Origin of the sequence: Exiguobacterium sp. s63 (assembly GCF_018617335.1) — a bacterium.
GTDB lineage: Bacteria > Bacillota > Bacilli > Exiguobacteriales > Exiguobacteriaceae > Exiguobacterium.
The window spans coordinates 648,377-662,611 of the sequence record NZ_JACSKB010000001.1 but is presented as its reverse complement, the minus strand read 5'-3'; the positions used below and the strand labels follow the sequence as shown (position 1 = coordinate 662,611).

The 14,235-nt window shown below is 50.4% G+C and carries 13 protein-coding genes and 1 tRNA gene; 12 read left to right on the top strand and 2 right to left on the bottom strand.

All coding sequences use genetic code 11. The features are described from left to right. Window positions 1–10 precede the first annotated feature (10 nt). Window positions 11–586 (bottom strand): ATP-dependent Clp endopeptidase proteolytic subunit ClpP, encoded by a 576-nt coding sequence (gene clpP, locus KNO90_RS03380; RefSeq protein ID WP_012726916.1) that lies wholly within the window; start codon window positions 584–586, stop codon window positions 11–13. A gap of 151 nt (window positions 587–737) precedes the next feature. Then, a tRNA-Arg gene (locus KNO90_RS03375) sits at window positions 738–810 on the bottom strand. A gap of 118 nt (window positions 811–928) precedes the next feature. Here KNO90_RS03375 and KNO90_RS03370 point away from each other — a divergent pair. The 12 genes from KNO90_RS03370 (at window position 929) to KNO90_RS03315 (ending at window position 14,190) form a co-directional block, all read left to right on the top strand. Further along, window positions 929–2,074, top strand: coding sequence for an RNA polymerase factor sigma-54 (locus KNO90_RS03370; protein ID WP_215112994.1), 1,146 nt, complete (start codon window positions 929–931; stop codon window positions 2,072–2,074). A gap of 5 nt (window positions 2,075–2,079) precedes the next feature. Next, complete coding sequence (locus tag KNO90_RS03365) at window positions 2,080–2,337, top strand: glutaredoxin family protein (RefSeq protein ID WP_251125824.1); 258 nt, start codon at window positions 2,080–2,082, stop codon at window positions 2,335–2,337. 109 nt (window positions 2,338–2,446) lie between these two features. Further along, window positions 2,447–3,475 (top strand): sugar-binding transcriptional regulator, encoded by a 1,029-nt coding sequence (locus KNO90_RS03360; RefSeq protein ID WP_012726913.1) that lies wholly within the window; start codon window positions 2,447–2,449, stop codon window positions 3,473–3,475. 59 nt (window positions 3,476–3,534) lie between these two features. Then, window positions 3,535–4,542, top strand: coding sequence for a type I glyceraldehyde-3-phosphate dehydrogenase (gene gap, locus KNO90_RS03355; protein ID WP_214741605.1), 1,008 nt, complete (start codon window positions 3,535–3,537; stop codon window positions 4,540–4,542). 97 nt (window positions 4,543–4,639) lie between these two features. Continuing rightward, entirely contained in the window at window positions 4,640–5,824 is a 1,185-nt protein-coding gene (locus KNO90_RS03350) for a phosphoglycerate kinase (RefSeq protein ID WP_214741603.1), read from the top strand. A gap of 18 nt (window positions 5,825–5,842) precedes the next feature. Next, the gene (gene tpiA, locus KNO90_RS03345; protein WP_078147302.1) at window positions 5,843–6,595 is read left to right on the top strand and encodes a triose-phosphate isomerase; all 753 of its coding nucleotides are present in this window, start codon (window positions 5,843–5,845) and stop codon (window positions 6,593–6,595) included. Next, on the top strand, window positions 6,596–8,134 hold the full coding sequence (gene gpmI, locus KNO90_RS03340; RefSeq protein ID WP_214741601.1) for a 2,3-bisphosphoglycerate-independent phosphoglycerate mutase: 1,539 nt from the start codon (window positions 6,596–6,598) through the stop codon (window positions 8,132–8,134). Between the two features lie 36 nt (window positions 8,135–8,170). Then, on the top strand, window positions 8,171–9,463 hold the full coding sequence (gene eno / locus KNO90_RS03335) for a phosphopyruvate hydratase (protein WP_012726908.1): 1,293 nt from the start codon (window positions 8,171–8,173) through the stop codon (window positions 9,461–9,463). A 249-nt stretch (window positions 9,464–9,712) separates the two neighbouring features. After that, window positions 9,713–10,510 (top strand): aminoglycoside phosphotransferase family protein, encoded by a 798-nt coding sequence (locus KNO90_RS03330; protein ID WP_215112993.1) that lies wholly within the window; start codon window positions 9,713–9,715, stop codon window positions 10,508–10,510. Window positions 10,511–10,741: 231 nt separating this feature from the next. Continuing rightward, window positions 10,742–11,623, top strand: coding sequence for a UTP--glucose-1-phosphate uridylyltransferase GalU (gene galU / locus KNO90_RS03325; RefSeq protein WP_214741598.1), 882 nt, complete (start codon window positions 10,742–10,744; stop codon window positions 11,621–11,623). Window positions 11,624–11,644: 21 nt separating this feature from the next. Continuing rightward, complete coding sequence (locus tag KNO90_RS03320) at window positions 11,645–12,853, top strand: glycosyltransferase family 4 protein (protein ID WP_251127360.1); 1,209 nt, start codon at window positions 11,645–11,647, stop codon at window positions 12,851–12,853. Then, window positions 12,850–14,190, top strand: a complete 1,341-nt coding sequence (locus tag KNO90_RS03315; RefSeq protein ID WP_215112991.1) for a glycosyltransferase — start codon at window positions 12,850–12,852, stop codon at window positions 14,188–14,190. The genes KNO90_RS03320 and KNO90_RS03315 overlap by 4 nt, the downstream gene beginning before the upstream one ends. The last annotated feature ends 45 nt before the right edge of the window (window positions 14,191–14,235 follow it).

Sequence of the window (14,235 nt, the reverse complement as noted above, 5' to 3'; positions counted from 1 at the left end):
CTTCAGAAAATTAACGTGTCATGACCTTGTCGATCAGACCGTAGTCTTTCGCTTGGTCAGCTGCCATGAAGTAGTCACGCTCTGTATCGCGCTCGATGACTTCAAGTGGCTGGCCAGTGTTTTCTGCCATGATTTGGTTTAACTTTTCACGCATTTTGATGATGCGTTCCGCGTGAATCTTAATGTCTGACGCTTGGCCTTGCGTGCCGCCGAGCGGTTGGTGAATCATGATCTCTGCGTTCGGTAATGCGAAGCGTTTTCCTTTTTCACCGGCTTGGAGCAAGAAGGCACCCATCGATGCAGCCATTCCGATACAAATCGTCGACACGTTTGGCTTGATGAAGTTCATCGTGTCATAAATCGCCATACCCGCTGTAATCGAACCACCTGGGCTGTTGATGTAGAGTGAGATGTCCTTCTCTGGATCCTCAGCTGCGAGGAAGAGGAGCTGTGCGACAATCGAGTTCGCCACGTTGTCGTCAATCGCACTTCCGAGAAGGATGATACGGTCTTTGAGCAAGCGTGAGTAGATGTCATACGCGCGCTCCCCACGGCCTGTCTGTTCGATAACTGTTGGAATTAACATTGAATCTGCCTCCTTTATGTAGGTTGTAATTTCATCATACCTGTATAGTCAATGTTGGTCAAACGATAGTCATCGTTTTTCACCTATTCCACGATTTTTGCGTCGTGAAACGAAAAAGAGGCCAGGCAATCTGCCTGACCTCAACATCTGATACACCCGGAGAGATTCGAACTCCCGACACCTGGTACCGGAAACCAGTGCTCTATCCCCTGAGCTACGGGTGCATATGTGTGACACGAATTTATTATACATTTGTTTTATTAAAAAAGCAATCCTGTTCGTTATGCTTTTTTGAGCATGAAGGAAGCGGGTTCGTTACAATGGAAGTGAGGGGGGAGAGCGATGCAACGGCAAGAGCAAAAACAAGTCCAACAGCAACAGATGACGCAAGATCTCATGCAGCGGTTACCGGTGCTTGAAGCGGACCGTCTCGCACTTACGTTTCGTCTAGCGCGTTTGGCGCGACACAATTCAAACATTCATGTTGGGAGTGGGGACCTTGGATGGGTCGCGGATGCGGCGAGCGCGTTCGAAGAGAAGTTGTTCACCCAGATCCGGGAAGGGAGCGGGAGCGAATCGGAACAAGAACTGAGACGACAACTTGTCCTCTTGCTCGACCATCGGGGATTGTTGCCGGACACGAATGAGGTGTTGGCGGAACGACTCGGTGTCGACGTCGCCCAAATCGAACAGGCGAGACAGGCACTCTTATTCCTTGAACCGACGGGGATCGGAGCAAAGACGGAACGAGAGTGTCAGTATCGGCATGCGATTGAACATGAGGACCCTCGTGTCGTCGATGTATTCGATGCGATTGAGAGTGGGGTAAGCTATCAACAGATGGCAAGCGTACTCGAAATTACAGATGAAGAGATCGCACGTCTAGAGCGCATCGTCGCGACACTTCCAAAACGTCCTCTATTATATGAAGAAACGGGTCAGGTTTTTCCAGAAGTTGAAGTACGATACGAAGAGGGAAGACTTGTTACAAAATGGCTCAGTCCGGAACTCGACGAAACACGTGTCGGGAATGACCGTGAGGCGAAATGGTGGATGACATCGCTTGCGATGCGGAATGAGACGTTACGTGAGATTTGGTCAGTCATCGAGTCTCGTCAGACCGAGTGGCTAAAAGGTGAACTCGTGCTCCATCCGCTGACCCGCCGGACCGTAGCGCAACAAATCGGAAAGCATGAATCGACGGTCGGGCGAGCGATTCAAGGGAAGTTCGCTAAGACTGAGGGTGGCATCATGGAGTGGCGACACTTTTTTGTCCGTTCGACGAGTCATGGGCATTCGCCATTTATGATCAAACGAACGCTCGCAGAACTGATTCAACGGGAAACGACACCGCAAAGTGACCAGACACTTGCGAACGAGCTCGCTCGATACGGCTATCACGTAACAAGGCGGACCGTGACGAACTATCGGGAAGAACTCGGATTCGGTAACTCGCGTCAGCGCGAGCGACAGTTGTGGAAGGGATGACAAATATGAAATTTACATTATATAAACGTGACAATTGTTCACTGTGTGACGAGGCGCTCGTCATGCTCGAATGGTTACAAGAAGATTATCCAATCGAACTCGAACAGGTTGACATCACGGGAGACGAGGTACTCGAAGCGAAGTACCTCTTCGAGATCCCTGTTCTCATACACGAAGGGGAAGTCATCAGTCAAGGGCGATATGATGACAACAAAGTTGAAGATTTTGTTAAGTATACGCTTACATCGAAAAAAAACGTTTGAAGGGGTTGCCAGACGGAAAAGTGATTGATAAGATGAACTCGTAGCGGTGGGACGCAAATAAAAAAGTGGGACAAAAGTTGTCCACACTGAAAGTCGAGGGGGTAAGAGCATGATCCAGCAACTGATTCACGTTCAGAAGCAAATTGTCCCTGACCTGCTCGATACGCTCCGACATCGTTACGATATCTTACATTATGTCCGCTTGATGCAGCCGATTGGCCGCAGGACACTCGCAACGAGTTTGGGACTGACCGAACGGGTACTCAGACGAGAAGTCGACTTTTTGAAAGACCAAGGTCTTCTTTACGTCGCTACTCAAGGAATTTCCCTCAGTGAGACGGGACGAAACGTCTTACGAGACTTGCACGAGATCATGGGAGAACTTCTCGGAATCTCAGAAGTGGCAAGAGAGCTCGAAGAGAAATTAGGGGTTCGCCAAGTCGTCATCGTACCGGGTGACTCGGATGAGACATTCTGGGTTCAACGCGATATCGGACGTGCGGCGGTCACGCAACTAAAAGCGCGGCTCGCACCGGATGATAATGTGATTGCGGTAACGGGAGGAACGACGATGGCATCGGTTGCGGCGATGATGTCGCCCGATAAAAAAGAACGCCCGATGCATTTTGTGCCCGCACGTGGGGGTCTCGGAGAAACGCTTGAGCTTCAAGCGAATACTGTCTGCTCACGCATGGCGGACCGGGCCCACGCAGACTATCATCTTCTACATATTCCGGATGAAGTATCGCAAGAAACGTTTGACCGGATGGTAGAGGAACCTAGCATTAAAAACGTGCTGGAAATGATTAGAGCGGCTCGAATTGTGGTACATGGAATTGGTGAGGCAGAAACGATGGCAAAGCGCCGTCACGCATCACCGGAGCATTTGCGGATGATTGAACGGCATGACGCCGTCGCCGAGGCATTCGGATATTATTTCAATGCTGAAGGTGAAATCGTCCATCGCGTCAAGACGGTCGGGATCCAACTCGAAGAGCTGGATGACATGGATACCGTCATCGCGGTTGCCGGAGGGAAATCGAAGGCACAGGCGATTGCCGCTTATGCGAAACACACGTCGAACATCATCCTCGTCACAGACGAAGGTGCGGCGAAAGAATTATTAACTTGTTATTAAAGAGTTGACCCCCCGTTGGCTCTTCAATAAATAGCTTCTACCCTAAGGAGGAAATTAACATGGCAGTAAAAGTTGGTATTAACGGATTTGGACGTATCGGTCGTTTGGCATTCCGCGAGATCATCAAAAACGAAGGAATCGAAGTTGTTGCAATCAACGACTTGACAGACACGAAGATGCTTGCGCACCTTCTCAAGTATGACACGACACAAGGTCGTTTCGACGGAGAAGTTGAAGTACACGACGATCACTTCCTCGTAAACGGAGAGAAAGTTATCACGCTTGCTAACCGTAACCCTGAAGAACTTCCATGGGGAGACCTCGGTGTAGACATCGTTCTCGAATGTACTGGATTCTTCACTTCAAAAGAAAAAGCTGAGCTTCACTTGAAAGCTGGCGCTAAGAAAGTTGTTATCTCGGCTCCTGCTACAGGTGACATGAAGACTGTTGTTTACAACACAAACCACGATATCCTCGATGGTTCTGAAACAGTTATCTCAGGTGCTTCTTGTACAACAAACTGCTTGGCTCCAATGGCTAAAGTACTTCAAGACCAGTTCGGAATCGTTGAAGGTCTCATGACGACAATCCACGCTTACACTGGCGACCAAAACACGCTTGACGCTCCACACCCGAAAGGTGACTTCCGTCGTGCGCGTGCAGCTGCAGCGAACATCGTCCCTAACACAACAGGTGCTGCAAAAGCAATCGGTCTCGTAATTCCTGAACTTCAAGGAAAACTTGACGGTGCTGCACAACGTGTACCAGTTGCTACAGGTTCACTCACTGAGCTCGTAACTGTACTCGACAAGCAAGTATCTGTTGACGAAGTAAACGCAGCAATGAAAGCAGCAGCAAACGAGTCATTCGGTTACACTGAAGACGAAATCGTTTCTTCTGACATCGTTGGAATCACATACGGTTCACTCTTCGATGCGACTCAAACAAAAGTAATGACAGTTGGCGACAAGCAACTCGTTAAGACAGTTTCTTGGTACGACAACGAAATGTCTTACACTGCACAATTGGTTCGCACACTCAAGCACTTCGCTAACATCGCGAAGTAAGTTCGTGAACTAAATAGAATCAAATAGGAGCGGAAACAAGAGATTGTTCTCCGCTCTATTTATGAAATGACATGCACGACATATGGAGGCGAAAGTTATGAACAAACAGTCTATTCGTGACATCGATGTAAAAGGGAAACGCGTCTTTTGCCGCGTTGACTTCAACGTTCCACTCAAAGATGGCGTCATTCAAGACGAAACTCGGATCCAAGCTGCACTTCCAACAATCAAGCACTTGCTTGACGGTGGTGCGAAGCTCGTCCTTGCGAGCCACCTCGGCCGTCCAAAGGGCGAGAAGAACCCTGAGTTCTCACTTGCTCCAGTAGCGAAGCGTCTCGCTGAGCTCCTCGGAAAAGATGTACCGCTCGTCGAAGAAGCATACGGCCCGGTCGCAGAAGAAGCGGTCGCTAACCTCTCTGAAGGCGATGTCGTCGTTTTAGAGAACGTTCGTTTCTACCCAGGTGAAACGAAAAACGACCCTGAACTTGCAAAAGGATTCGCAGCACTTGCTGACGTATACGTCAACGACGCGTTCGGCGCGGCTCACCGTGCACACGCTTCAACTGAAGGGATTGCACACCACGTGGATACAGCTGTTGCTGGTCTCTTGATGGAAAAAGAACTTGAAGTTCTCGGTAAAGCTCTTTCTAACCCAGACCGTCCGTTCACGGCGATTATCGGCGGGTCGAAAGTAGCGGATAAGATCGGGGTCATCGACCACCTTCTTGACATCGTTGACACACTCATCATCGGTGGCGGACTCTCGTACACGTTCTCGAAAGCACTCGGGCACGAAGTTGGGACGTCACTCCTTGAAGAGGATAAGCTTGACCTCGCTCGTCAATTCATGAAGAAAGCAGAAGATAAAGGCGTGAAATTCTTAATGCCAATCGACTGCGTCATCACAAAAGAATTTGGCGAAGAAACGTATGTCGGCCCAGTCGATATCGACTCGATCCCAGCGGATCACATGAGTCTTGATATCGGACCGAAGACAGTCGAACTTTACGCGGATGCGATTCGCGAATCGAAACTTGTCGTTTGGAACGGACCGATGGGCGTATTCGAACTCGATAAATACGCAAACGGAACGAAAGGTGTCGCTCAAGCACTTGCGGACAGCGATGCATATTCAATCATCGGTGGTGGTGACTCAGCCGCTGCGGCAGCCAAGTTTGGTCTTGCTGACAAGATGAGCCACATCTCAACTGGTGGTGGCGCGTCACTCGAATTCATGGAAGGTAAAAAACTTCCAGGTGTCGAGGCGTTGAACGACAAGTAATTTAGAGGAGGGTTATCGATGCGTAAACCGATTATTGCAGGTAACTGGAAAATGAACAAAACACTCTCGGAAGCTGTCGCTTTCGTGGAGGAAGTTAAAAACAACATCCCGTCTACTGACAAAGTAGATGCAGCGATTGGTGCTCCGGCACTTTTCCTCGCACCGATGGTAGAAGCAGCTAAAGGGTCAAACTTAAAGCTCGGTGCACAAAACATGTACGACAAAGATAGCGGTGCCTACACTGGCGAAATTAGCCCAGTAATGGTCGCTGACCTCGGCGTGACGTATGTCATCCTCGGTCACTCAGAACGTCGCGAGTACTTCGGCGAATCAGATGCGTTCATCAACAGCAAAACGAAAAAAGCGTTCGAACACGGTCTTACGCCAATCGTTTGTGTCGGTGAAACACTTGAAGAGCGCGAAGGCGACAAGTTCGAAGAAGTCATCAAAACACAAGTCGAAGGCGGTCTCGCTGACCTCTCTGCTGATCAAGTCAAACAACTCGTCATCGCGTACGAGCCAGTTTGGGCAATCGGTACAGGTAAATCAGCGGACGAAGCTGACGCACAAAGCTCTTGTAAGTATGTTCGCGACGTGGTGAAAGGTCTTTACGGTGAAGACGTAGCGGCTGCAGTACGCATCCAATACGGTGGATCTGTTAAACCTGAGAACATCAAAGAGTACATGGCACAAGAAGATATCGACGGCGCACTCGTCGGCGGTGCTTCACTTGAAGCCGCTTCGTTCCTCAAATTGTTGGAGGCGATTTAAATGGCTAGACCAGTCGCACTCATCATCTTAGATGGTTTCGGGATGCGTGATGAATCGTTCGGTAACGCGGTCATGGCTGCGGACAAACCGAACTTCGATCGCTACTGGGAGCAGTATCCACATACGCTCTTAAACGCAAAAGGCGAGTACGTCGGTCTTCCAGAAGGACAGATGGGGAACTCGGAAGTCGGTCACTTAAACATCGGTGCCGGTCGAGTCGTCTATCAGTCACTCTCACGCGTCAACAACGCGATCAAAGACCGTTCGTTATTCGACCGTCAGGCGATGAACCATTTGGCAGGACATGTGAAGAAGCATGACTCGAGCCTTCATATCATGGGCCTCGTATCAGATGGCGGGATTCACTCGCACATCAATCACATGTTTGCTATCGTTGAGTTCGCAAAACTCCACGGCATCGAAAAAGTGTACATTCACGCGTTCACGGACGGCCGTGACTGTGATCCGAAATCAGGAGCTGGTTTCCTCAAGGAAACAGAAGAAAAGCTTGCTGAGCTCGGTGTCGGTCAAGTCGCTAGCGTGTCTGGTCGCTACTATGCTATGGACCGCGACAACCGTTGGGAGCGCGTCGAGAAAGTATATGACGTCCTCGTAAACGGCAAAGGCGAAGTCGGTACGGACCCAGTCGAGGTTCTCGAGAAGTCGTACGAGAACGATTTGACGGATGAGTTCGTCTTACCGACTGTCATCGAAAAAGATGGCAAGCCAGTCGCGACAATCCAAGACAACGATGCGATCATGTTCTTCAACTTCCGTCCGGACCGGGCAATCCAGTTGTCGAAAGTGTTCAAAGAGAAAGCCGGATTCGAAGGCTTCAAACTCTCGGACAAACATCCTGAGAACCTTCTCCTCGTTTCGATGACGAAGTACTCGGATGACGTCGACACGGATATCGTGTTCCCACCGGAAGATTTGAAAAACACACTCGGGGAAACACTCTCTGCACAAGGATACAAACAACTCCGTGCCGCAGAAACAGAGAAGTACCCACACGTCACGTTCTTCTTGAACGGACAAAAAGAAAAACCATTTGAAGGGGAGGATCGTCTCCTCGTCCCTTCACCGAAAGTCGCGACATACGACTTGCAACCGGAAATGAGCGCGTACGAACTTACGGACGGCTTGCTCGAGCGGATTGAGTCGGATGAGTATGATGCATACATCATCAACTTCGCGAACCCGGATATGGTCGGTCACTCAGGGAAGCTTGAGCCGACGAAGAAAGCGATTGAAGCGGTCGACGAATGCCTCGGTAAAGTAGTGGACGCATTACTTGCTAAAGGTGGCGCGGCCATCATCACAGCGGACCACGGGAACGCAGACATCGTCACGAACCCGGATGGCTCGCCGATGACGGCGCACACGACGGAACCTGTTCCGTGTATCGTCACAAAAGAGGGAGTCGAACTGAAACCAGTTCTCGAAGGCGCACTTTGCGACCTCGCCCCAACCCTTCTCGACCTTCTCGGTGGAGAGCAACCAGCTGAAATGACTGGTTCGTCAATCGTTACAAAATAATACAACTATTTTTCAAGCGAAAAGGAGCGATTTTTCATGTCAATGATTACAGAAATTTACGCACGCGAGATTTTAGATTCACGCGGTAACCCATCAGTAGAAGTAGAAGTCTTCACAGAAGACGGCGGTTTCGGCCGTGCCCTCGTCCCATCAGGCGCATCAACAGGTGAGCACGAAGCAGTTGAGCTTCGCGATGGCGACAAGTCACGTTACCTCGGTAAAGGTGTCTTGAAAGCAGTTGCGAACGTGAACGACACGATCGCACCAGAACTCATCGGCTACGATGTCTTCGACCAAAACGCAATCGATGCGAAAATGATCGAACTCGACGGTACGCCAAACAAAGCAAAACTTGGTGCAAACGCAATCCTCGGTGTGTCAATGGCAGCCGCTCACGCAGCAGCAGATGAGCTCGGTCTTCCACTTTACACATACCTCGGTGGATTCAACGCGAAGACACTTCCAACACCAATGATGAACATCATCAACGGTGGTTCGCACGCGGACAACAACGTGGACTTCCAAGAGTTCATGATCATGCCTGTCGGCGCGCCAACATTCCGTGAAGCGCTCCGTATGGGTGCTGAAGTATTCCACGCCCTCAAATCAGTTCTTTCTGGTATGGGTCTTAACACAGCTGTCGGTGACGAAGGTGGTTTCGCACCAAACTTGAAGTCTAACGAAGAAGCAATCACAGTTATCCTTGAAGCGATCGAAAAAGCTGGTTACAAACCAGGTGAAGACGTCTACCTCGCAATGGACGTTGCATCTTCTGAGTTCTACGACAAATCAACTGGTAAATACGAACTCGCTGGCGAAGGCAAGTCACTCACAACTGCTGAGCTTGTAGACTTCTACGCTGAGCTCGTTGACAAGTACCCAATCCTCTCAATCGAAGATGGTTGTGACGAAAACGACTGGGATGGCCACAAGCTTCTCACAGACAAAATCGGCCACAAAGTTCAACTCGTTGGGGATGACCTCTTCGTAACGAACACATCGAAACTTGCTGAAGGTATCGAAAAAGGAATCGCAAACTCGATCCTCATCAAAGTTAACCAAATCGGTACGCTCACAGAAACATTCGACGCGATCGAAATGGCTAAAAAAGCTGGTTACACAGCAGTCGTCTCTCACCGTTCTGGTGAAACAGAAGATGCGACAATTGCAGACATCGCTGTTGCGACAAACGCTGGACAAATCAAAACTGGTTCACTTTCACGTACAGACCGTATCGCGAAGTACAACCAACTTCTCCGCATCGAAGACATGCTCGGCGATGTAGCGAAATACGACGGTATCAAGTCGTTCTACAACCTCAAAAAATAATTGATTGTTTTCAGGTCCGCTTTATGGCGGGCCTGTTTTTTTATGGGTGTTTTTCAACCCATCCTGGCGGCACCGATGCTTTCTGCAGGCAATCCACGGAGCCTCCTCGCGCTTACGCGCATGCGGGGTCTCCGAGAGATTGCTTTCCTGCAAGAGTCACGGTGCCGCTTCGACGGGCGCGAACGCTCTGTGTCGAACCACCTCGTGTTGTATACTGAACGTGATTGATGAAGAATAGGGGTGGATTGGATGGACCAATCGAATGAACAAGAAAAAAGGTTGAGTGGTGGGAACGTATCCATCGTTCATCGAAAAGGGGACTATGTCTATCGTTCGAAAAAAGTGGGGAGTGAACGCATCCATCGCTATTTAAAGCATTTGGAGGCGAAACGACTGTCCGGGGTGCCACGCTTTGTCGGAATCGATGAAACAGGAAGAGAGGTGCTCACTTATATCGAAGGGGAGACGGCAGACTATCCTCTCAAATCCTATATGTGGGCTGATGCGGCGATTCAAGACGTTGCGCGCTTGATGAGACGATTGCATGATGCATCGATCGATTTTGAATGGACATCCGAATGGGAGCGGATCGATCACACACCACAACCGTTCGAGGTCATCTGTCATAACGACTTCGCCGTCTACAATACGATTTTCCATGAAGGAAAAGTGATGGGAGTCATCGATTTTGATTTGGCCGCACCAGGACCGCGGGCTTGGGATATCGTCTATGCCCTTTATACGTTCGTTCCGCTCAGTCGTCGTCATCAAGCCGAAACAGGAGAAGTCATCTATTATGATGCCGATCGAGACGATGCGATTTATAACAAGCGGGTATCCTTGTTTCTCGAAGCCTATGGTTGGGAGCAATCGGGGGTCGACTTGTTCGACATGTTACAACGACGCATTGAAGCGCTCTGTCTGTTGATGAAACGAAAAGCCGCGGAAGGAGACATCGCCTTCCAAAAGATGATAGATGAAGGGCACTACGATCATTATCAAGAGGAACTTCGATTCATTCGAACGCATGGACGGAAGTGGTTCTGAATCAATCGGGAGCGGGAATATATAAAGTAAAGGACGGATAGGGGGCGATTCTCGTGATGATGTTAGGATTCCTCTTCTTGGTATTGCTTATCGGATTCGGCATTTGGTACTATTTAAAATCGAAGCGAGATGACGATTGGTCGTGACATTTTTGTCACGACCTCTATTTTGTGTCAGAACACACAAAATTTGGGTATACTCTCTACATAACGAGTAAAGGAGCCAATGCTTATGACACGAGTACGAAAAGCCATCATCCCAGCCGCCGGTCTCGGCACCCGCTTCCTTCCTGCCACGAAAGCCATGCCGAAAGAAATGTTGCCGATCGTCAACAAGCCGACCATCCAGTTCATCGTCGAGGAGGCCGTCGCTTCAGGCATCGAGGACATCATCATCGTCACGGGGAAGAACAAGCGGGCGATTGAAGACCATTTCGACCGTGCGCTCGAATTGGAGCAGAATCTTGAATCGAAAGGGAAGACGCGCTTGCTCGAATCGGTCCGACACTCCTCGAACTTGGCGAACATTCACTACATACGCCAACAGGAGCCGAAAGGTCTCGGTCATGCGATCTGGTGCGCCCGGAAGTTTATCGGGGACGAACCGTTCGCCGTCTTACTCGGGGACGATATCATCGAATCCGATGTGCCGGCGACGAAGCAGTTGATTGACCAATATGAGGCGCACGAACGTTCAATCATCGGGGTACAGCGTGTCCCGTATGAAATGACGAACCGATATGGTATAATTGACCCGCTTGCCGTCGAAGGGAAGCTCATCCCGGTGAAGACGTTTGTCGAGAAACCGCCCGTCGATGAGGCCCCGTCGAACTTTGCCATCCTCGGTCGCTACATCTTGAAACCGGACGTCTTTGAGGCGTTATCGGGGCAAGAGGCAGGAGCCGGGGGCGAGATTCAATTGACGGATGCGATCGCACGCTTGAATGAGGCGCAGACGGTCTTCGCCTACGAATTTGACGGTCGACGTTACGACGTCGGAGAGCCGATCGGGTTCGTCGAGACGACGATTTGCCACGCGCTCAGCGATCCTGATTTAAAAGATGACGTCCATGCCCTATTGAAACGGCTCGTGGACGAACTTGATCAACAGTAAGGTGTGTTATTTTTGAAAACAATGCTTATGGTGTGTCAAAACTATTATCCGGAGATCGGCAGTGCCGGCAACCGGATGCAAAACATTACGCATTTGATGAAACAGCGCGGGTATGAAGTCGAGGTCATCACGGCCGCTCCTTCGTACCCGAGCTTTGATATGTACCAGGACGACCGTTTCTGGAACGACCAAGAGTTGAACGACCAACCGTTCATCAAGCGACTCATCACGAAGAAACGGAAGCATACGTCCAACATGGTCAGTCGTCTCTTCCTGTTCCTCGAACAGATGGTCAAAGGAATCCGGGAAGTCCGTAAGCTCGAATTGAAGCCAGACGTCGTCTTTGCGACGACCCCTTCTTTTTTTATGGCGTTTGTCGGTGCATACGCGAAACGAAAGTATCGCGTCCCGTTCATCTTGGACGTCCGTGACCTTTGGCCAGAGTCGGTGAAAGGGGTCGGTGTCTTCAAGTACGATTGGGTGCTCACGCCAGCGTTTTGGATGGAGAAAAGACTGTATCGTGTCGCCGATGAAGTCATCATCAACTCGGAAGGATTCCGCAGCTATCTTCGTCAGCGCGGTGTGCCGAACGAGAAGATTCACTACATGCCGAACTCGATCCGGGAAGCGGAGCGCACGCTCGAGCGGACGATCCCACCGGACGACCGGATGGAGATCTTATACGCCGGGAACATGGGTCTTGCCCAGGATGTGTCCCTGTTACTCGAACTCGCCGAACGGTTCCGGGACGAGCCACGGATCCACTTCAAATTGATCGGCTACGGCTATCGGAAAGAAGAGTTGAAGCAGACAATCAAAGACCGTGGCTTCCAAAACTTCTTGTTCCTCGAGGCGATGCCACGGACAGAGGCGTTCCAGGCGATTAAAAATGCGGACGTCGCATTCGTCAGTCTGATCGAACAAGAAGTGTTCGATACGGTCATCCCTGGGAAACTCATCGACTATATGGCGGTCGGCAAACCGATTGTCGCAGCAGTGTCAGGCCATGCGGCGAATGTCATTGAAGCGGCGGAAGTCGGCTACGTGTCACGGAAACGTGACGTCGATGAGATCGAGCGGATTCTACGGAAGCTCCTCGACCGACCGGATTTACGGGAGGCACTTGGGGCGAACGGGATTCGTTACGTCAAAGAGAATTTATGTTGGGAAGAGAATATCGACGTGTTAGATCAAGTCGTACAACAGTTAGTGATGGAGGAAACACGATGAAGTCAGTATGTATGTTTGTATGGAACCATTTTACGAATGATGCGCGCGTCCTTCGTGAGTGCTCGGCACTCGCCGAGGCAGGCTATGAAGTCGATTTGATCGCGCTTCAAGATCCGAAAAATAAAGAGCTTCCAAAAGAAGAGATGCGTCCAGAAGGCTTCCGCGTCATCCGCGTGAAGCGTCAACCTTCGATTCTCGTCAACGCACTCAAATTTGCGAAGAAGACCTATCAATGGGTGAGCGAGAAGCGGACCCGCCAAATTGGGGCTGGACTCGTCGGTGCCGGGTTGTTCCTACTCGCACCGATCACGATGCTCGCACTTGGAGCGGCCGTCGGGACAGTCTTGTTGCCGCAAGTGCGCAAGCAAATCGTCAATGCGAGTGCGATGCTCGAGATGGTGTTCGCTTCAACGAAAAAATCGTATGACTTTTATCATGCGAACGATTTGAACACGCTCCCGCAGGCACTCCTTGCCGGAAAAGTGTTCAACAAAGGTCGAATCGTCTACGATTCGCACGAGGTACAGACGGACCGTACGGGTTACGGCTACATCCAGAGTAACCTTGAAGGATGGCTCTTGCCGTTCGTCGATACGATGATGGTCGAGAACCATACGCGTGCGGCGCACAACGAAGAGTTGTACGGCTTCTATCCGTACGTGCTTCACAACTATCCGTTCTACCGTCCGCTCGACTTCTCGCTCCGTAAGGACTTGCATGCGCTTCTCGACTTATCGAAAGACGAGAAGATTCTCTTGTATCAAGGGGGCATTCAAGCGGGACGCGGTCTCGAACAGCTCGTGCTCGCGGCGAAAGACTTCAAAGAAGGGACGCTCGTCATGATCGGGGACGGGAAACTCAAACCGACGATTCAACAGTTGATCGAGACGGAAGGGGTCGGCGACCGCGTCAAGATGATTGACAAAGTACCGGTCGAAGCGTTACCTTACTATACGATGAACGCCTACTTAGGCTTCCAAGTATTGAACAACGTCTGCTTCAACCACTACTCGGCCTCGTCGAACAAATTGTTCGAGTATTTGATGGCCGAAGTACCGGTCGTCTCATGCGACTTCCCTGAAATCGAACGGGTCGTTGCGGGGAACGACGTCGGGGTGCTCGTCGATTCGCACGATCCACAATCGATTGCGGACGGCGTCAACCGGATGATTGAAGACCAAGCACTCTATGCGCGTGTCAAAGAGAACACGAAGACCGCGCGTGAGAAATATAACTGGGATTTGGAAAAAGAGGCACTCTTGAACGTCTACGCGAACGCCGCGGAGCGCAAGTTGCCGATTATGAAAGACGGTGCGCCAAAGCCAGTACAATCTTAAGACTGCGGCTTTTGCCGCGGTCTTTTTTCTATGGAGGGAGGACAT

What these genes read in the sequence shown, in the direction of transcription:
- clpP (WP_012726916.1), bottom strand. Translation starts at nt 586, where the DNA reads ATGTTAATTCCAACAGTTATCGAACAGACAGGCCGTGGGGAGCGCGCG.
- KNO90_RS03370 (WP_215112994.1), top strand. Translation starts at nt 929, where the DNA reads ATGCAACGGCAAGAGCAAAAACAAGTCCAACAGCAACAGATGACGCAA.
- KNO90_RS03365 (WP_251125824.1), top strand. Translation starts at nt 2,080, where the DNA reads ATGAAATTTACATTATATAAACGTGACAATTGTTCACTGTGTGACGAG.
- KNO90_RS03360 (WP_012726913.1), top strand. Translation starts at nt 2,447, where the DNA reads ATGATCCAGCAACTGATTCACGTTCAGAAGCAAATTGTCCCTGACCTG.
- gap (WP_214741605.1), top strand. Translation starts at nt 3,535, where the DNA reads ATGGCAGTAAAAGTTGGTATTAACGGATTTGGACGTATCGGTCGTTTG.
- KNO90_RS03350 (WP_214741603.1), top strand. Translation starts at nt 4,640, where the DNA reads ATGAACAAACAGTCTATTCGTGACATCGATGTAAAAGGGAAACGCGTC.
- tpiA (WP_078147302.1), top strand. Translation starts at nt 5,843, where the DNA reads ATGCGTAAACCGATTATTGCAGGTAACTGGAAAATGAACAAAACACTC.
- gpmI (WP_214741601.1), top strand. Translation starts at nt 6,596, where the DNA reads ATGGCTAGACCAGTCGCACTCATCATCTTAGATGGTTTCGGGATGCGT.
- eno (WP_012726908.1), top strand. Translation starts at nt 8,171, where the DNA reads ATGTCAATGATTACAGAAATTTACGCACGCGAGATTTTAGATTCACGC.
- KNO90_RS03330 (WP_215112993.1), top strand. Translation starts at nt 9,713, where the DNA reads ATGGACCAATCGAATGAACAAGAAAAAAGGTTGAGTGGTGGGAACGTA.
- galU (WP_214741598.1), top strand. Translation starts at nt 10,742, where the DNA reads ATGACACGAGTACGAAAAGCCATCATCCCAGCCGCCGGTCTCGGCACC.
- KNO90_RS03320 (WP_251127360.1), top strand. Translation starts at nt 11,645, where the DNA reads ATGCTTATGGTGTGTCAAAACTATTATCCGGAGATCGGCAGTGCCGGC.
- KNO90_RS03315 (WP_215112991.1), top strand. Translation starts at nt 12,850, where the DNA reads ATGAAGTCAGTATGTATGTTTGTATGGAACCATTTTACGAATGATGCG.